This is a genomic window from Solibacillus sp. FSL K6-1554 (assembly GCF_038005185.1).
Classification (GTDB): domain Bacteria; phylum Bacillota; class Bacilli; order Bacillales_A; family Planococcaceae; genus Solibacillus; species Solibacillus silvestris.
Genome location: NZ_JBBOSS010000001.1, coordinates 2,735,244 through 2,755,115, shown reverse-complemented (window position 1 = coordinate 2,755,115; position 19,872 = coordinate 2,735,244). Strand labels below are relative to the sequence as shown.

Below are 19,872 nucleotides of genomic sequence, written 5' to 3'. Positions count from 1 at the left end.
AATGTTACCGATGATGGTCAATATACGAAATAAAAAAGTAATTGTAATAGGAGGCGGAAAAATAGCGGCTAAGAGAATCGAGTCGTTATTACGCTTTCAACCGAATATTACAGTCGTAAGTCCGGTACTTGAGGAACGTTTACATGACCTTGTGAAAAGTGATGTAATCGAGCATATTGCAAGATCCTTTCATAAAAGTGATGTGCTAGGGACATTTCTCGTCATTGCGGCTACAGATGATACAGCGGTAAATCAACGGGTTAAGGAAAGCTGTCAGACCAATCAGCTGATCAATATTGTCGATGATCCGGCCAATAGCTCGTTTCATTTTCCGGCAATTTATGAGAAAAATGAAATAACAATTGCGGTGACGACGAGCGGTATTAGCCCGATGCTTGCCAAAAATCTCCGTGATGAATTCGCAGCGATTGTTGATGGGATGGATCCGGAATATTTATTGTTTTTAAAAGAAGTCCGGCATCTGGTGAAAGAGGGGCAGTTTACTAAAGAACAGAAGCGTATTCTGTTAAAGGAATGCTTGGAAGAATGGTATCACTCCAATTCTATACAACGGTCAATTTTTATGGATAAGATTCTTGATTTATACTATCACCCCCAAAAAAATAAAAGATAAATTAGGGAGCAGTTACAATTGACTGCTTCTTTTTTATTTCCATACTTATAGCAAAGACTGGGTAAAGTAGTAGAAATTCAATTATAGATAAAGACATATTTATTTATGTTACTATTAATGGAAGATAATAAATCTTTACTATAAAAACTTTGAATGTTTCCATAAACTATAACTTCAAACGGATATTCTGGAATGGAGGTAATTTCATGGTGATACCAATGCAGGAATTACAGATGTATCAAAATTTTAATGAACTCGCCAGTGATGTATTAGAACTAGCTAAGGAAATTATGCCTGACAAACTGATTTATTTAAGTTCATTCACCGAGAATGAGCAAGTGATTCTTCGGCTTTCAAATGCAGATTCACATATTTTATTGTCTGAAGGAATGGCAGTAAAGCTTAATCAAACGGCTTGTAATCAAATTGATTTTGAAAATAATCAGCCGTTAATATATGAAGATATCAGTAAAGAAACGGATTTTGAAGAGCTGAAAAAAATAAGCGAGAAAATTAATATTAATTCCTATTTGGGTATCCCAATTTCCCTTACAAATGGGGAAAAGTTTGGCACATTATGTGTGGTACATCAAGATGCTGCTCATTTTGATACAAAAAGCATCAGTTTGCTTCAAAAGGTAGCGAAGATGTTTTCATATTATTTAATGTTGGAAAAACTGGCCTATAAAGATTCTTTGACAGGACTTTACAATAGAGAGTTTCTTTTCGCGTTTTTCAAGGAATATTCAGAATTAGGAGGGTCTTTATTCTTTCTTGATTTGGATGGGTTTAAAAAGATAAATGATCTGTATGGCCATGATGCAGGGGATCAAATTTTAAAAATTGTATCTTCAAGAATTAAAAAATTTATAAAACTTCACGAAAATGTATTTGCAGTGAGGTTGGGAGGAGATGAATTTATTATAAATTTACCTCATATTTCTTCTAAAGAAGAAACTGCCAAACAGGCTGAAATACTTCTTGAGTATCTCAATACATGGGATAACGAATATCAACTTTCCGCAAGTCTTGGCATAGTCCATTATACGGCAGAAGATACATCTGCTCTGGAAAAGATCCTAAAACATGCGGACAAAGCTCTATATCAAGCAAAATTGGCGGGTAAGAACACTTATAAATTTTTTGGAGCTTAATGAACTGCACCCCAATTGTCAGAAACATCTCAATTGGAGGTGTATTTTTTATGACTAAATTCAGTGCAGAGGAAACGCTATCAGTTAATCGAGCTTTATGCTTTGAACTTTTCTATTGAACAATAAAATGTTGATGTAGGTTGAGGGACTGTTTGGTTGTTGCAACTCACACACATCTTTACACAACTCCAAGGAATGAAGTGCATAGTATAACAGAAACCGGCTATAAGAAAGGTGGAAGCTCTTGTATCACCCACAAATGATGTTTCAACCAGTCGCCAGTATACGGGAATTGACTGTTACTGGGAATGGTGAAATTATTGCTCAGCCTGATTATGCGCAAGTGCAAATCGAAGTTCGAACGCAAGGCGAAAATGTCAGCACGATTCAGCGGGAAAATGCGGTTATTATGACTCGTGTGATTGATTCACTAAGGGCTTTAAATATTCCCCAAGAATCCATTCAGACGACTGCTTACAATATCTTTCCAACGTATGATTTCATAGATGGAAGACAGGTGCTAAGGGGCTACGAGGTTCAAAACGCCATAACAGTAAAAATAGCGGATATTGGCCAAGTAGGTACGGTAATTGATACGGCAATTCGAAATGGAGCAAACCATGTATCCGCTATCGAGTTTAAAATAATGGATACAGATGTTTACTATCGTCAGGCACTTCAGTTTGCTCTAATCGATGCCGTGGGGAAAGCAACAGCTATGGCTAAAACGATGCGCGTCACATTACACACGATGCCGGTGGAAATAATAGAAGAGCAAACGATCGCTCCGATTCCGTACAAAGCGATGCAGTTAAGTAGCCGACAGGTAGTGACACCGATAGAACCTGGAACAATGACAGTAAGCGCATCAGTTCGTGTAAAGTTTAGTTATTAGAAAAGTTATATTTCATTCTATAATACTTTAACCGTCCAGAAAAATAGCGGTTAAAGTATTTTTTTACGGTTATTTTCATCCTAAATTCTCTTCTTTTTATATTCAAGCATGTTTTCTACCTGCCTGTACATAAAGTATCTATGATAAATAGAAATATAAAGAAGGTGCGAATTGAAAAAGAGTATTCAAATTGCAGGGGCGTTTGTCAGTTTAGTTGTCGGTGCAGGTTTTGCTTCAGGACAGGAGATTATGCAGTACTTTACTAGTTTTGGATTAATGAGTGTTTTTGGATGTATTGTAGCGACGATTATTTTTACGATGTTGGGGATGACGCTTGCACAGATTGGTTCCGATTTACAGACGTCTTCCCATAAGGAAGGTATTCATTTTATCGGTGGACGCTTTTTTGGTCCGGTACTCGACCAGCTAATTTCCTTTGTGCTGTTCGGTATTGCGGTGGTTATGCTGGCTGGAGCAGGTTCTACTTTTAATCAGATGTACAGTGTGGATGCTTCGATAGGAAGCTTGTTTATGGCAATACTTGTTGTAATTACACTGATGCTTAATGCAGAAAGTATCATTAAAATGCTGGCGGCTCTTATGCCATATTTACTCGGAATCATATTTATTCTATTAATTTATTCATTGTTTACGATGGAATATTCAGTGAGCGAGCTGAATGTAATCGCGAAAAGCCAGCCTTCTGCATCACCACATTGGTTTTCCAGCGCCGTTATATATGTTTCTTATAATATTGCGGCAGGTGCGGCAATGCTTATTGTAATGGGGGGAACGGCAACGAATAGAAAGGTTGCTAGAAGAGGCGGCGCGTTAGGAGGCATCATACTAGGGTTACTCATTTTACTAATTAATGTAGCTTTATTTGCCAAAATGGATATTGTGGCCGGAGTCGAAATGCCGACACTGGAACTTGCTAAACAAATTCATCCTACAGTTGGAATCATCATGTCCTTTGTGCTGTTAGCCATGATTTACAGTACCGCTGTAGGAACTCTTTATATACTGGCTGTCCGAATAGTAAAACAGGACCGTTTTGCATTTAAGGTCGTTATCAATCTCCTGTGTATTGTTGGCTTTGCGATTAGCTTAGTCGGTTTTACAACTTTGATCAGTAAGTTGTATGTCATCATGGGGTATTTAGGAATAGTTCTGATTCTTTTTATCATGATTTCAGCATTATTCAAATCGAGTGGTCGGAAGGTAACTTGAATGACGAAGAATTCTATGCTAAAGATTCATCCTTCTTTTTTCATAAAATTCTTCGTCATTCCGCCTATAACGAACTTATCAATTGTTCTCTTCCGCTTCAAGACGCGCAATCGTAGCGCGGATTGACTCAATCTCCAGACGGATTTGCTCCATTTTATCAGTTAAAGTTGAAAAGGTTCTGGAAAATTGAGTATTTTGGATTTCTTCATAGCTAGCGACAATACCGTCGATTCGGATGTCATCGAATCGTGCAGCTAAAGTCCCTTTCCATGTAGCTGAAGTAAGTTCTGGCTTTGTCATAAGATGCTGATTGCTTGAGAACTCACTTTGCTTTCCGGTTAATTGACCATTGCACGTTTGTAAACGGTTCAAATCATTTTGCTTTTTATTTAACAGAGCATACCAGTACGCTAAAGACATTCTATCACCTCTCAATTAATTGGTTTAGTCTTTTGAAATATGGGTACCTATATAGAGTAAATAATTGGTTTTATAGCAAATTGTAGGAACTATTATATAATACCACTTAAATATATCACAAAGAAAATAACATAAAATGATATACTTTGCTTATTTTATTCCAAAAAAATTAGTATAAAATTCCTCTTTTGCTATATTCTTATTGACCTTATTTGCGAAGGTTCTATAGAATGAGATTGAAAATGAGGATTGTTAAATTTTGTGAATTTGATTGCGAAATTTAATAATGCCAAAAAGGAGAGAACTTCATGTCAGGAATTATTCGTGTTACCCCAGCAGAACTAGAGGCAATGTCGAATCGCTATGGGAGTGAAAGTGCTCAAGTAGAAGAACAAATTTCGCGTTTAGATAACATGATTCAGGAACTGCAGTCAATGTGGGAAGGTGAATCAAGTCGCGCATTCGCGGATCAATATGCAACTTTACGTCCATCAATTCAAGATATGCAACGACTTTTACAGGATGTTTCAGTACAACTGAAAAATACTGCACATGCTCTTGCAGATGCAGATCGTCAAATTGCAGGACAAATTCGCGGCTAAATTTCATCGGTGTTTAAGTTTTCAAAGAGCGTCATATTCGGATGAAGGCGCTCTTTTTGTTTTTGCTGATCGATTTGACCAAGTTTATCGCTATGTTGCAGAAGATGTGTTGAGGTGAAGGATATGTACATAGAAGTTTCAATAGATTTAAAACAGTATAACGGGGAGTGCTTCGATCTTCGTCTATCAAACTCCTATTCCGTCAAAGAGTTAATTGAAATCGTTTGGCAGGTAAAGTCGATTCCCTATCCACCGAAAGAAGGGTTCTGGGTACGAAATACAAATAAGCAACGAGTTTTGTCCGGGAATGACCACCTGGTGAACAGTGGCATCACAACAGGTGATCGATTAGAAATTTTGTGAGGAGTCATGGAGATGACAGATAAAAAAACATCCTATTTAGAAAAACAGTTAGAGGCGGCCCTCAAGTTTGAACAGGACAAGATTGTAATTACGTTTCAACGTGAAAAAATTAAATTAGCCAATGAACTGGAAATTACGTTATTGCAAGAAAACAATCCTTTCATTGAGAAAAACATCACGTTAACAGAAGATGAATTAATTTTTACATATAAAAAAGAACCGAACTTTATGACATTCGGTAAATTACGAACATTAGATGAAAGAAGTCGATGGATGTTTGCATCAAAGGTATTAAGGTTTATCATGCTACACCAGTCAAACCGGCTTCATCTCATTGTTTGTCCTGAAAATATTCTCATAGATGAAAGTTTGACCGCTTATTTTCTGCATTCTGGAGTAAAAGAGAGTATCCCTCCTTATGAAAGAAATAAGGAACGACTTTGGGCTGAAACAAAAGCAATCATTGCCGCCGCGGTACAGCCAAAATATAAGTTTGACCAATATATTCAGTTCTCCAAGTCAATTGAATTAAGTCCGGTGGCAGTAAAAATAATGGAAGCGAAAGACGAACAAGAACTTTTGACCATCATCCAAGATCAGCTGCAGCTGCTGGAAAAAGAAGTGAAAAAATATACAAAAATTGCAAAAACAAAATGGAATTGGGTGAGGTATAGTCTGATGGGGCTTCTATTAGTGTTATTGCCGTTAGGAATCTATACCGGATACGCAGCTCTCGTAATACAGCCGCAACAAGAAGCGTATGTAGCTGTACAAGCACCGTACATCCAAGGAAATTACAGTGACATTATCGATCAGCTTGCACAGTATGACGTTGAAAAAATGCCTAACGTGATTCAGTACGAGTTATCGCTTGCCTACATTGTTAATGAAACTTTGACGGAAGAGCAAAAGGAAAACGTCTTAAAGACCATTACACTGCAAACAGATCCGGATTATTTTAAGTACTGGATTTACATTGGCAGGGGACAGGCAGAGGAAGCGTTAACGGTGGCGCGGCAATTGGAAGATTTAGATTTGATTATGCTTGCGCTGTTGCATTATGAAGAATCGATCAAGGCTGACCGAGAATTAGACGGCGAAGATCGCGAACAGCTGCTTGACAAAGTTCAAACAGAAATAAACGAAGTGACAAAACAGCTTGAAGAATTAAAAGAAGCGCTGGAATCTGAAGATGTGAATACAGATGACGGAAAAGATCCCGTTTCAAAGCAAGAGCAGGAAAAAGCAGAAGAAAAAAATACAGTTCCTGAAAGTACGAACGAAGCAAAAGCGGAGAAGACTGCCCAGCCGGAAAAAACTAAGGAAGCGGGAGCCGAATAACTTCAGTTAATGTTCTTCAAACCGAAAATTGTAAAAACACTTTCGAAAAAAACATTACATGATTAGGAAATCCCTAATAGAAGGTGATTTGATGAGTACACTTATATTTTTCTATGACAACTATTATCAGTCCATAGATTTAAATCAACTAAAAAAGAATTCCATTACAGTAGGGAATAATTCATCTGATACTGTAACAATTCAAAGCATTCCATTTACAGATGGCCCGCTCCAGATTACCGAGGATTCCTTTGGTTTTACGGTAAAACAGAGTGGAAGCCAGCTTGGGAAAGTGAATCCTAAGCAATTTTTTGAGTGGAAAGACAGTACCGGCAAAAAAATGCTGAAAATCATTCTCTTTCTTTCAAGACCTTCAAGTGAGACGTATTTTGTAGGGAATAGAACGGAAATTTCTCTTTCTACAATAGACGGTCAGGCAGATGTTGTTTGGCAATCTGAAGCTGAAATCCAGCAGCAGTCTTTTTCACTGCTGAAGGTGGGGCAACAATGGATTGCTGAACTTCCGGAAAATACTATGCTCTACATAAATGGACAAAAAAAGCAGTCAACTAAGGAAATCCAAATAGGAGACTTGATTTTTACACCATTTATTTTCTTTCGTCTAGTGGAAGAGGATGTTCTGGAAGTGACGAGCTTTGAAAAGTTTGAAACAAGATTTTCGGTTATCAGTGAACCTGAATCGGAAATGAAAAAGAAATACCCGATATACAGAAGAACGCCAAGAATGGTCTATGAACTGCCGAAAGAAAAGGTTTCACTGTCATTTCCTTCACAGGAGAACGACCCGTCAAACCGTGGTTTATGGCTCATCATTTTACCGCCGCTTGTCATGCTGATTGTGATGGGGATTGTCGCGGTTATTCAACCACGCGGCATTTTTATACTGATTACGATGGTCATGTTCGTCATGACGCTCATTACATCAACCGTGCAGTATTTTAAAGACCGTGGCAATGAAAAGCGCAAGAAAGAAAGACGTATTCGTATCTATACGGCCTATTTGGAAAACAAACGGCAAGAGTTGCAACAGCTGTCCGAAAAACAGCGCTTTACAATGGAGTTTCACTTTCCTAAATTTGAACGTATGAAATATTTGACGAATCAGATTTCCGACCGGATTTGGGAGCGTCCCTTGGAAAGTAATGATTTTCTGCAATTACGTTTAGGAACAGGAATCGTTCCTTCTAGCTTTACCATTGCCTTGAACTCGAATGATATGGCCAATCGCGAAATGGACGATCTAATCGAACAATCCCAAAAACTTGAAAAAGTATACAAAGAGATTTCAGATGTCCCTGTTATAGCGAATTTGGCAAAAGGACCGATTGGACTAATCGGGAAAGAGCGAATTGTAAAAAAGGAAATTCACCAGATTATAGGCCAGCTTGCATTTTTCCACAGCTATCATGATTTGCGCTTTGTTTTTATTTTTGATGAAGCTGATTATGAGAACGTTGAATGGATGAAGTGGCTGCCGCATTTCAATATTCCGAATATGTATGCACGCGGGTTCATCTATAACGAGAAAACCCGGGATCAGCTGCTGTCAACGATTTATGAAATGATTCGCGAGCGCGATATTAAGGAGAACAAAGAAAATCTCCATTTTACTCCGCATCTTGTTTTCATCATTACAAACCAGCAGTTAATATCTGATCATGTCATTTTGGAATATCTTGAAGGTGAACATAAAGACTTGGACATCTCAGCCATTTTTGCAGCAGATGCAAAGGAAAGTTTGTCGGACAATATTCATACTCTTGTTCGATACTTAAATGATACAGAAGGCGACATATTAATTCAGGATAAAAAAGCGGTAAATATTCCGTTTAAACTTGATTTCCACCGTCAGGATAATAATGAACATTTTGCCCGACTATTAAGGACACTGGATCATCAGACAGGGATGACAAATTCAATTCCTGAAAGTATAACGTTCCTTGAAATGATGGATGTGAAAGAAGCCGATGAACTTCAAATTGGCGATCGCTGGATGGAAAATGAATCCTCCAAGTCCCTTGCTGTACCAATCGGCCTGAAGGGAAAAGATGATCTTGTGTATCTGAATCTTCATGAGAAAGCACATGGACCTCATGGACTATTAGCTGGTACAACAGGGTCAGGGAAAAGTGAATTTCTGCAGACCTATATTTTATCATTGTCTGTTCATTTTCATCCCCATGAAGTTGCATTCCTGCTGATTGACTATAAAGGCGGAGGGATGGCGCAGCCGTTTAGAACATTACCGCATCTTCTAGGGACCATCACAAATATTGAAGGTAGCGTGAACTTTACGAATCGGGCACTTGCCTCGATCCGCAGTGAACTGAAGCGTCGTCAACGTCTTTTTGACCGCTATAACGTGACCCATATTAATGACTATACAGGATTAGTAAAGCTACAACTTGCTGAAGAACCTCTGCCGCATCTGTTTTTAATTTCGGATGAGTTTGCGGAGCTGAAAAATGAAGAACCTGATTTCATTCGTGAATTGGTGAGCGCGGCTCGTATCGGACGTAGCCTGGGAGTACATCTGATTTTGGCAACACAAAAGCCAGGCGGGGTCATAGATGATCAAATATGGAGTAATGCCCGCTTCAAAGTGGCATTAAAGGTTCAGGATGCAAACGACAGTAAGGAAATTCTTAAAAATGCCGATGCCGCATCCATCACTGTTACCGGCAGGGGCTACTTGCAAGTTGGCAACAATGAAGTTTACGACTTATTCCAATCAGCATGGAGTGGAGCTCCATATCAATCCGAGCACATTGGCGGGGAAGATGAAGTTGCAATTGTAACAGATTTAGGGTTGATCCCATTATCAAATATAGCCGCAAAAGAAAGTAAACAAAAAGGGCTTTCCGAAATCGAAGCAATCGTAGACAAAATTAAAGAAACCCAGGAAATGTACAACATCGAAAAGCTGAAAAGTCCTTGGCTGCCTCCACTTGCAGAACGATTGCACAAAAACGGCTTTACATCAGAAATTCAGGAACATATTGCAATGGCCTTCGTCGATGAACCGGAAAAACAAAGTCAATCGCCATATTATTATCGCGTGATGGAAGATGGGAACTTAGGTATTTTTGGTTCAACTGGTTACGGCAAATCAACTACCGTGCTGACATTATTATTAAATATTGCGGAAAATTACAGTCCTGAGGAAGTCCATTATTACTTGATGGATTTTGGGAACGGTTCATTGCTGCCATTAAAACAACTTCCGCATACAGCTGATTTCTTCTTAATGGAAGAAGGGCGCAAAATGGATAAATTTATGCGAATGGTTCGAGATGAAATTGCAAGAAGAAAACAGCTGCTTCAGCAACTGGAAGTAGGCAATATCAAGCTTTATAACCGCATTGCAGATAATAAGCTGCCACTTATCTTTGTTGTTGTAGAAAATTTTGATTTCATTAAAGATGAAATGCCGGATATGGAAACATACTTCAACCAATTTGTCCGGGATGGACAGTCTTTAGGCATTTATATGATTTTCACGGCGACCCGTATTTCTTCGATTCGTCAAGCGGTCATGAACAACCTCAAGACGAAAATTGTTCATTATTTAATGGATCATAGTGAAGCCTATACAATCCTCGGGAAAACCGCTTTAGTACCTGAAGCAATACCGGGTCGGGCAATTATTAAAAAAGACGAAGCAAACTTCTCGCAACTTCTGTTGCCGGCAAACGGGGATAATGATTTCGAAGTAATTGAAGGTATTAAAGAAACTGTAAAGATATTAAAAGAAAAGTATAAGGATCATATTGGACCATCACCGATTCCAATGCTTCCAACTAATTTAACCGTGAAACAATTAGCTGAATACAGCGGATTAATGGGTCAGCAGCATTTATATCCGATAGGTCTGGATGAAGAATTTGTTCGACCTGTCGTAGTGAATTTCCTGACGAACAAGCACCTTCTGATTATGGGACAAGCCCAAAAAGGAAAAACAAATGTGCTTAAAGTATTGTTGACGAATGCAGTAGAGAACAACGTCCTGCATATCGGCGTTTTTGATTCGTTTGACAGAAGTCTGGCTATGTTTACCGACAATGAATCGATTTCGTATTTGGAATCTAAAGATGATGTGGAAGAATGGATAACGCAAATAGAAGGGCAGCTTTCAATACGTGAGATGACTTATGCCAATTCGGCGATAGCTGAGCGCAAAACGTTGCAGTTTACACCAATTTTGCTGGTTGTCGATGATTATGCCCGTTTCAATTCGGGCATTGATGCAAAATTGCAGGAACGGATTACAAAGTTGATGAAAAATGCTGGCTATTTAGGGTTCAACTTCATCGCATCAGGAAATTCTACAGATTTAACGAAGGGATACGATGTGTTAACTACGGAAGTGAAGCAAATTCGCCAGGCAGTTCTATTAATGAAAAAATCTGATCAAACATTGTACACGCTTCCTTATGACCGTAAAGAAGAAGAGATACAAGCAGGGTTTGGCTATTATGTCCTAAACAATAAAGAAACGAAAATCCAAATACCACTTTTTGATAGTGAAAGGAAGATCTATTCATGACGGCTCAAAAAAAGCTCATGTTAAAAATCATAATCGTCATGATTTTGATAGTAGGAGCACCTGTCCTTTATTTTATGGCAATCGGAGAAAATCCGTTTTTCGATTCATCGAATGGAACGAAAAAAGTCGCGGTTGTCAATGAAGATACAGGTTCAAAAAAAGAAGAAAGTTCACTGGAATTCGGAAAAGAAGTGCAGCCGATTCTATCGACGGATTCCGAATATGAATGGTCTGTTGTCAGCAGAAGCGCAGCCGAAAAAGGGCTGACAGATCGAGAGTACGATGCGGTCGTATATATCCCTTCGAATTTCTCGGAAAACATCATGACATATGAAGAGCAACAGCCGGTAAAAGCGGAGTTTAAGTATACTGTTTCCGGTCAGCTGAACGCGGCAAACCGTGAAAAAGTATTGCGAGAAATTGACAATGCAACTGCAAGAGTTAACGGGAAAGTCGCAACATTATACTGGAGTTATGTATCTCAGGATTTGGAGAAAGTACGAAATGAATTTGATACGATTCTTCAAAAAGAGATGGAGTTTTTAAATACGATTTCCAACTTTTATCAGCCGAATTTAGCAAGCGTGGTTGGTGATATTGAAAGTCAAAAGAGCCTGCTCGATAATTTGGCTGCCACTGTTAAAGACACTCCGATTGAGGGGAATATCGAAAACGCAGGTGAATTTGAAGGGCTGCTGGCACAATTTATTACCTATGTGGATACATATCGAGAGTATCACAGTACACAGCCGCAGCTTTTACAACCGTTGCAAAATGCAAATACGGCCTCAATCATCGCGCTGAAAAGTGAGCATGACCCCCGCTATGTGGAAGTGAAATCGTATTTAATGGAGCATAATGAAAAGTTCAATTCCGATGTACAAAAATTGGAGAATCAGCTGGCCAAAAATAAAGATAATGTTAAAAATTTATCGGATGAAGTAGTCGTTCAGCGTAATGAGATTATCAGCCTACTGAAGCAAGTAGAAGGGGAGCTATTAGTGCAATACGAAAATCAAGTGATTGGTCTAAAGAATCAGCTTGATGCTAGTAGCCCTACAGCAGATCCGACAACACAAGCGAAAAATGGTAGCGGCAAAGTTACAGACAATACAAATAACTTTATCGCTTCATCAAAAATTACAGCGCTTGATTCGGAACGCGAAAAACTGCTCGGCTTAGTCCAGAACATGAATTCACTGAAACAGGAAGTGGGTGCTACAGCTGTAAATTCGGGCGAAACGACACCGGAAGCCGCAGTTAATGCAAGTGCTACTGCAGCAGTAAACGAAAAGCTTACACAAATTTCATCACAGATGACAACAATTGAAGCAAATATCCAGCATATCCAACAGCAGGAAAAACAATTGCAGGAACAATTTGTACAATCTCAAAGTGAATTGGTTAAAGAGACAGTAGTTGAAAAAAAACCAACCTTTGAAAATGCAACAGCCGTAATCGAAGAAATCGAGCGTAAAGAAGCGGAAATTATGGCGCTGCCTATGATGAATAACGGTAAAATAGAGCGTCTGAAAAATGTTTTCTCGAAATCTATCGTAAGTAACAATACGACTAAGCTGATGGAATATTACGGTGCACTGGCCCAGTATGAAGCGGTCGTGCAAACGAACTTAAGCGAAGAATCCAACTTTAAGGAGATTTCATCGCATGTCAATACGATTTTAGGTATCAATGATCGGGGAACGACAATTTTAGATGAATTGCAAATGGACGTTCCCGCTTCACAAAACCAATTAGCAACTTTGGAAAAAGGAGTTAATTCTTTCTTCCTGACGTATATGGAAAAAGTCGATGCAGACTATGAAGCGATTTCTGCACAGCTGGATGCAATTGAGACAAGTGCGGACAGTATGCAACAAAGCCTTGATGCCTTTATTGCCGGATCTGAAGAAGTTGCCACGCCGCCAGCTGACGGCAGCAGCCTTGTCACGAATCAACAAAGCATCAGTCAAAACTTAATGGCGATGAGTAATGCAATGAACAGTATTATGGCAAACCAGGACAACATTATCTCGGTTACAAATGACTTGGAATCAAAAGCGAAGAACGTCAACGCAGATACAGAGGAATTGAATTACAAGTGGAATGAAAATGTGGTGACGACAGAAAAGTACCGGAACGCGATCCATGATGTACTTAACAATGCATTTATCGATGGACAAAGGAACGGCCATATCTACAATCATTTATCAACACCGCTTGCGGCGAAAAGCTTGAATTCTTCCGTGCAGGAAAATAAAATACCGCCCGTAATTGTACTCGTAATTGTTCTGGTCAGCGGACTATTAATCGGCTACTTCTGCTACTATTTAAAAAATAATAAACGAAGTGTGCGCATTGCATTGTTTGCTTTGCTTAATCTGATTGTCGGACTAATTATTAGTATGTACGGAATGGATATTTATTCGTTAAATGAAACGAGCTCGATTGAGTGGACGATATTCACAATTTTATTATTAACAGCAGTTTCCACAATTATTTTTGCCGGCTTTTCAGTGGGCCCGCTAATTGGGTGGTTTGTAACCGTTGCAGTAATTGTATTCTTTGTCACACCAATGCTGACACTTCTGGCTTCCAATATTGATTATGAGGATCCGATGTCGAAGGTGTACTTATCGATTCAATATGGTCCGGAGTCACTGATTATTTCTGCAAGTATTGTGCTTGCACTTCTCATTGGGGTTTTTGCACTTGTACCACTCATTGTAAGCAAAATTAAAAATCGTAAAATCGAACAAGATGAGGAAACGATTTATGAAATGTAGGAAATTAGCAGTTGTTTTTGGATTTAGTATATTAATGGGAGTCGGATTCGAAATTGAATCCGGCTTTCCGTTAAATTTAGAGACAAAGCAAGTGTCTGCAGCTACTGAATTGAATAACCTCAATCCCAATGAATTTAAAGAAAAAGAATTTAAAGACAACAAAGAGTATCTTCATAATGAATCCCTGCTGGACAACCGGAAAAATATCCGGGAGGAGCAAAAACAGTTGGATTTCAAGCCAAAAGTATTAGAACGAAACGAGAAAATAAAGGAAGAGCTTTTTATAAGTGATTTTAAAGAACGGAAAACGATTGCTTACGATTCGATGAAATATGGTCTGTTTTCAAATGAAAGAGAAATAGTGAAAACCAAAATAACCGAATCGATTCCTGATGACGACAGCAAAAGCAATGGGCTGCAGTTTTTCTATATTGGTCTCTTGATAGCTTGTATATTCGTTGTCTTGTTATGGCTAGTCCCGAAAATGGTACAGGGTGATAAAAGCTAACACATAAGAAGCAAAAAAACGGAAAGGAGAGAAGGAATATGTCGAATGAAGTGAAAGTTGTATATGCGGATGTTGAAGAACAGCTGGGAGTAATGGAGAATGCTGCGTCAACACTGAAACCTAAAGCAGAATCGCCAATTGAAGGGAATATGTTGGATGTTGTTACAAAATTAAACGAGCTGTCGCTGCAATTGGAACAGGTTTTAACAAGCTACCAGGCTGTGCTGCAAAATAATATTCAAACAACGGAAAATTCTGTGCAATATTTAAAAGAGCAGGATCAGCGGATATCAACAACTATTAACGGTGCCGCTTCTAGTCATGGGAGGCTGATGGAATAATGAAAGTATTGGATGCAGAAAACTTTCATAGCGGTCTTGCGCGCAGTATAACCATGCTGACTAGACTTGATACCGAAATGAAAACAATTGAGACATCTATACAGGGACTTATTCAGCTTGAGGAATCTTTAAAAGGGCAAGGTGGGAATGCAATACGTACATTTTACCGAGATTGCCACATGCCCTTTTTACAATTTTTTTATCTATTTAAAAACAGTTTTCAGGAATTTCTTCAGCAAACAGAAGCCGCGTTAACCAGCCTCGAACCAGATCAAAGCGGCTATATTCAACAAACATTTCTTGAAACGAGTGTTGAACAAGGTTTGAAAAATGCGAAAGAAACTGCGGAGGGCCTAACAACTGAAGCGAATGGAATTATGGACAATGTGGCAGATATTGTTTCATTGCCGAAACTCAATGATTCTGCAGTACAAAGCGAAATCCAGGCTGCCAAAAACCACCGGGATACAACAATTGAAAATTTAATGATGTTTGACAATAGCCAAACAGCTGTGCTTGCAGGAGTGGAAAGCGATCTAGCGGCGATGAGTACTTGGATTAAAGACCTTGAAACGATGATTACAGAAGGGTTGACCGATGTGAATTTCCCTGCTGAACATTGGGCGCAATATGCTTCAACGACAGCCCTTTTAACAAATTTAACAAGCCGAACAAATCCAGTTCAAGAAGTGACAGAAGAGCCTGTAGAGGAAAAACCGGGCGATGTCACATCTGCAGACGAAACAGTTATGGGACATAAAGAAGATGTAGGGAATGCAAAGAAATTTAATACCGCGGTCAATGGCGCAGTTGAAAGCTTTGGCATGTTCATGGCAGGGAAAAACGGCGGACTGAAAATGGAGTTGGTGCGTGATGCGAGAACAGGCCGAAATGTATACCGTATGCTTGCCAGTGAACGTGCCCTCCATTATTTACGTGTAACACCGGATGCAAAAGCAATGCGCGAGTTTAATTATAAATTGCCAAAAGGAAATAAAGCATGGAAACCAAAACATTACCAGCAGCAGGCAAATAATCGGGCAACCTTAAAGTTTGCTACGCAAAAAAAGGGACAATCAGGCTGGTCCAAAGTTGGGGAAGCTGCCTTAAAAGAGCATTCATCGCTAAAATACTGGAATGATCAAGCGACCATTGCCGAAAAAGCCAAAACGGTTGGTAAAGCTACTGTAGCAGGTGCGGGTAAGTCATTCAAAGATGCTGTAGATGTAAAAGGGATTTTTACCAATGGGGCTGCAAAAGGATTTACAAAAGCACTTGGCCCTGTATCGGCCGGTCTGAACTACTACAGCAATTACCATAATGCAAAAGATGACGGGCTAACAGGAGCCGAGGCCCACACACGTGCCACAGTGGATACGGCAATCGATACAGCGGTGGGCGGTGCGGTACAAGCTGCAAGTGTTGCATTATTCACAGCCGCTGTTCCAATTCCGGGTGTCGGTACTGCTGTTGGTGTTGCAGTCGGAATCTTCGCCAATACGCTTCTTAACAAAAAAGACAAAAAAACAGGGGAATCGGCCATGGATAAAATTAAAGGCTGGTTCCACTGATGAATATGGAGGTAATCACCGCATGCTAAAAAAACTATCAGAACAAGATTTCTCAGTATTACGAGGACCGCTGGAGTCTGGTAGACAAAGTCCGAATTCGTTGGCATCTGTGCTTGTATTAGGCATTTTCCTGCAGGCACTGTTTTTCTATCTAACTTATAATATTGCAGGTAAATACACAATCTATCCAAATTTCGAAAGCATTAAAACAATTCATATGTGGCTTACAGGAATCATTATTTTATTGTCCCTTCTATTCGCTATTCCTGTCGTTTTTAATAAGATGGAGAAGCTGCAGTACTTCCTGTCGATTATTATGACACAAAATTTTTCTGTATTTTTATACCTTGGCCCGTTATTTCTTTTAGGGGAACAGGACGCTGCAACAGTTGAATCGCTACTAAATTTAACATGGATTACACTTTCAATTGCAGGTGTATTGTTTATTGCTACGTGGATCCGCTTTTATTTACTTCTAAAAAAAGGTCATTACCGTGCAGGGTCAAGAAACGAGGAAATGCGTGGGAAATTTGAAACGAAATCGTATATTCCAATTGCAGTCATCGGCAGTACAGCGCTTGTTTTTCTTATCCAATTTGTCATGAAAACAGGTTCGTCCGATTTATTTGAAACAATCATGCTAGTCTTTTTACCATTCGGTATTTTTTATACACTCATTTTCGTATTGCCGGAGCAGCTTGTTATACTATATTGCAAAATCAGATTTAAAAGCTTCAACTTTGATATAAACGGTTATCTGAACACGGATAGAGCAGCCAAAAATACTAGAAAAGTAAAACAAAGTTAGGGGGACTCAATCATATGGAGATTCGCGGATTGCATTTCGATCATTTAATTATGTTTCGTGTGAGAGATCAAAAAGAGAACTGGCTTGAAGGAATAAAAGTAATGGAAGATTTTCCGTTAAATCATGAAGTGTATAAAAATGGGCCGGTGCTTTTCTCGTTTGAAGAAGAGGAAGATGGGGAAGGTTTGTTTACTTATTTTATGCCGATTAATACGGAAATCGAATTTGAAGAAGGGATTACCGATTTCGCCTATTTAAATCAATACCAATTGAATCAATCTCTGTTATTGCGCCATGCACAGGAAGAATTCGATTTCAGGACTGCTTATGAGAAAGTAAAAGCGTATGCAGTAGCAGAAAATCTTTCCGTAGAGGATTCATATATCTGTGTACTGTTAAATGTTTACGGAGAATATATCATTGATTTGTATGTCCCATTGAAAGAATGGAGCGAAGTGCAATGATTATAGAAAACCATCAAATTGCATACAGAAATGTAGCTTCAAAATATTATAATTTTGTCCCGGAAGAAATTGATCTGGCTTTCCAAGATTTTGATCAAATTTTATCGAGTCATGGATACAATACAGCCGATGTCATGTTTTTTTCTATTATCAGTGACCCGACCGCATCCGTTATGACTGCTGAAATTTTCCGGCCGATCGAAGAGAATGAAATTTCGCAAATAAGTTCTGAAGAAGATGTTAATTTCAGAAGCTATTTTTCAATTAATGGCATGCTGATGACGCGGATTACCGATCAATTTGATGAACAATCTCAAGTAAAGTTTTGGGAACTGGCGGAGCACATACAACAACATAATTTCTCGCAGAGCAGCCCTTACTTTGTAGAATACAAACGCAGTCATTCCGGGGCAACATATGTGGAAATGAGTGTCGGAGTAAGGTAAAAACGGAGGCCAATTCAAACGTAATGAATAAAAAGATGGTGATAAATTGAAGGTATTGGATGTAAATGAGTTTCAGCAAGGACTTGAAAGAACTGTTAATCAGTTAACCCGCCTGGAAATTGAAATGATACAAATTGAAAGTGCTGTTCAAGGTCTCACACAATTAGAAGAATCGCTAAAAGGTCAAGGTGGAGAAGCATTACGTGCATATTACGAGAGTTGCCATTTGCCATTCCTCACATTTTTCAATACCTTTAAAAATAGCTTTACTAGTGTTCTTCAAGAGATGAAAACAGCCCTTTCATCGCTTGAACCGGATTCATCAGGCTTTATTCGCCAAGCAGCATTGGAAGGCGAAATCGAGCAAGGCTTAAACCGAGCCAAACAAGTGACGGAAGAGCTGACAGATGAAGCCAATAATATCATGGACCAAGTGTCAGATATCGTGAACTTGCCAAAACTGGATGATAGTGAAGTCCATCTGGGTGTACATGACGCGAAACGACATCGGGACGAAACCGTTGAAAAACTGATTGAATTTGACGTGTCCCAAACCGATGCATTAACGACAATTCAAACAGACCTGATGCATATGAAAACATGGATTACCAATATAGAAACGATGATGACAGAAGGGGTAACAGATGTTAACTTCCCGGCAGAACAATGGCAGTCATTCGCTAGTCAGAATCCGTTAATGATTGCACTGGCCTATCGAACGCAATCGCTGGATCATGTGATTAATATGAACCCACTATTTAATCCTGGAGGAATCGGAGGGGCGAATCCTTACACACTTTCGGGTATTTATCTAACCGGTCAACAGCCTTTAGGTACTTTCGGTCTCAGCGGCGCAATGGTTTCAACAAATTTCGTTTCATTTATGAAGCAAAAAGAAAAAGAAATCGCAAAAGAGCTTTCCGCTACAGCCACAACAGTAGATAATGTGAAAGATGAGGGGAATGGTTTTCTTAATTTCCTAGGAGACGTCGGAAGTGGCGCTACAAAAGTCGGAAAAGGTTTGTTGGATTTCTTAATATTGGACGATGTGAACACGCTAGCTGATAAAAATGCTTCGGGCCTTGATAAAGGTATTGCGTTAGCATCCTTCATCCCGATAGGAAAAGTTTTGAAAATCCCTAAAGCAATTGATAAAATTGTTGATAGTAACGTGGGTGAGGTTGTTAAGAAGAGTGATGTAGATGAGGTTGTTGGTAAGGGCGCGGATAAAGGTAAGGGAGTTAGTGAAACTAATTTAAGAAATATCGATGATTTTATAAATGGTAACAAGAAATTTGATGAAATCATTGAAGACTATGCAAAAGTATATAAAGAACATGTTGATTTAAACAAACCTTGGTCTTGGGATGATACCATTCCGGGTGGGGATAGCTTGTCTTCTGCTCAAAAAAGAAAGATAAAAGAAATGGCTATAGCAAAAGCACATATTCCTGAAATAAAGATTACAAAAGCAGATGGTATGAGGTATGGATTTGCCGATTTTGCAAGTGCAGGTGTTGTAGAAGAGACTGTTCAGCTACCAGATAGATTTTGGAAGCTATCGGATAAAGAACAGTTTAAGTGGTTAGATGAACAAATAGGTGGTACAAGAAAAGGGATGACGTGGCATCATACGGAGGTACCTGGTAAAATGGAGCTAGTCCCCTTTGGTATTCATAATATTACACCTCATAATGGTGGAAGGACTAAAGGTATGTGGGCCGACGCTCCAAGATAATAAT

The 19,872-nt window shown here is 39.0% G+C and carries 17 protein-coding genes; 16 read left to right on the top strand and 1 reads right to left on the bottom strand.

What is annotated here, in order from left to right; all coding sequences use genetic code 11:
• The first annotated feature begins 1 nt into the window (after nt 1).
• The 4 genes from MHB58_RS13730 (at nt 2) to MHB58_RS13715 (ending at nt 3,913) form a co-directional block, all read left to right on the top strand.
• Nucleotides 2-634, top strand: coding sequence for a precorrin-2 dehydrogenase/sirohydrochlorin ferrochelatase family protein (locus MHB58_RS13730; RefSeq protein ID WP_041865707.1), 633 nt, complete (start codon nt 2-4; stop codon nt 632-634).
• Between the two features lie 206 nt (nt 635-840).
• Entirely contained in the window at nt 841-1,788 is a 948-nt protein-coding gene (locus MHB58_RS13725) for a sensor domain-containing diguanylate cyclase (protein ID WP_014823197.1), read from the top strand.
• 244 nt (nt 1,789-2,032) lie between these two features.
• A complete protein-coding gene (locus tag MHB58_RS13720) occupies nt 2,033-2,683 on the top strand; it encodes an SIMPL domain-containing protein (protein ID WP_014823198.1) in 651 nt (216 codons plus the stop codon).
• 171 nt (nt 2,684-2,854) lie between these two features.
• Nucleotides 2,855-3,913: a YkvI family membrane protein gene (locus MHB58_RS13715; protein WP_014823199.1), complete on the top strand. Its 1,059-nt coding sequence runs from the start codon at nt 2,855-2,857 to the stop codon at nt 3,911-3,913.
• A 78-nt stretch (nt 3,914-3,991) separates the two neighbouring features.
• Here the strand turns inward: MHB58_RS13715 and MHB58_RS13710 are convergent, their stop codons facing one another.
• The gene (locus MHB58_RS13710; protein WP_014823200.1) at nt 3,992-4,333 is read right to left on the bottom strand and encodes a YwqH-like family protein; all 342 of its coding nucleotides are present in this window, start codon (nt 4,331-4,333) and stop codon (nt 3,992-3,994) included.
• A 308-nt stretch (nt 4,334-4,641) separates the two neighbouring features.
• On the opposite strand from MHB58_RS13710, the gene MHB58_RS13705 reads away from it, so the two are divergent.
• From MHB58_RS13705 to MHB58_RS13650, 12 genes are all read left to right on the top strand, one after another.
• A complete protein-coding gene (locus tag MHB58_RS13705) occupies nt 4,642-4,935 on the top strand; it encodes a WXG100 family type VII secretion target (RefSeq protein WP_008405083.1) in 294 nt (97 codons plus the stop codon).
• A gap of 123 nt (nt 4,936-5,058) precedes the next feature.
• Complete coding sequence (locus MHB58_RS13700) at nt 5,059-5,298, top strand: EsaB/YukD family protein (protein WP_014823201.1); 240 nt, start codon at nt 5,059-5,061, stop codon at nt 5,296-5,298.
• 12 nt (nt 5,299-5,310) lie between these two features.
• Complete coding sequence (essB, locus tag MHB58_RS13695; RefSeq protein ID WP_340735429.1) at nt 5,311-6,639, top strand: type VII secretion protein EssB; 1,329 nt, start codon at nt 5,311-5,313, stop codon at nt 6,637-6,639.
• 91 nt (nt 6,640-6,730) lie between these two features.
• Entirely contained in the window at nt 6,731-11,206 is a 4,476-nt protein-coding gene (gene essC / locus MHB58_RS13690) for a type VII secretion protein EssC (protein ID WP_340735428.1), read from the top strand.
• On the top strand, nt 11,203-13,992 hold the full coding sequence (esaA, locus tag MHB58_RS13685) for a type VII secretion protein EsaA (protein ID WP_340735427.1): 2,790 nt from the start codon (nt 11,203-11,205) through the stop codon (nt 13,990-13,992). Before essC ends, esaA begins: the two co-directional genes overlap by 4 nt.
• Nucleotides 13,982-14,500: a type VII secretion protein EssA gene (gene essA / locus MHB58_RS13680; RefSeq protein WP_008405091.1), complete on the top strand. Its 519-nt coding sequence runs from the start codon at nt 13,982-13,984 to the stop codon at nt 14,498-14,500. The genes esaA and essA overlap by 11 nt, the downstream gene beginning before the upstream one ends.
• A 38-nt stretch (nt 14,501-14,538) precedes the next feature.
• The gene (locus MHB58_RS13675; RefSeq protein WP_008405092.1) at nt 14,539-14,841 is read left to right on the top strand and encodes a YwqI/YxiC family protein; all 303 of its coding nucleotides are present in this window, start codon (nt 14,539-14,541) and stop codon (nt 14,839-14,841) included.
• A complete protein-coding gene (locus MHB58_RS13670) occupies nt 14,841-16,412 on the top strand; it encodes a ribonuclease YeeF family protein (protein ID WP_014823205.1) in 1,572 nt (523 codons plus the stop codon). The genes MHB58_RS13675 and MHB58_RS13670 overlap by 1 nt, the downstream gene beginning before the upstream one ends.
• Before the next feature lie 22 nt (nt 16,413-16,434).
• The gene (locus MHB58_RS13665; RefSeq protein WP_014823206.1) at nt 16,435-17,220 is read left to right on the top strand and encodes a hypothetical protein; all 786 of its coding nucleotides are present in this window, start codon (nt 16,435-16,437) and stop codon (nt 17,218-17,220) included.
• Between the two features lie 14 nt (nt 17,221-17,234).
• Nucleotides 17,235-17,684, top strand: a complete 450-nt coding sequence (locus tag MHB58_RS13660; RefSeq protein ID WP_014823207.1) for a hypothetical protein — start codon at nt 17,235-17,237, stop codon at nt 17,682-17,684.
• The gene (locus MHB58_RS13655; RefSeq protein ID WP_014823208.1) at nt 17,681-18,130 is read left to right on the top strand and encodes a DUF5085 family protein; all 450 of its coding nucleotides are present in this window, start codon (nt 17,681-17,683) and stop codon (nt 18,128-18,130) included. The genes MHB58_RS13660 and MHB58_RS13655 overlap by 4 nt, the downstream gene beginning before the upstream one ends.
• Before the next feature lie 46 nt (nt 18,131-18,176).
• Entirely contained in the window at nt 18,177-19,868 is a 1,692-nt protein-coding gene (locus MHB58_RS13650) for a T7SS effector LXG polymorphic toxin (protein WP_014823209.1), read from the top strand.
• Nucleotides 19,869-19,872: the final 4 nt, after the last annotated feature.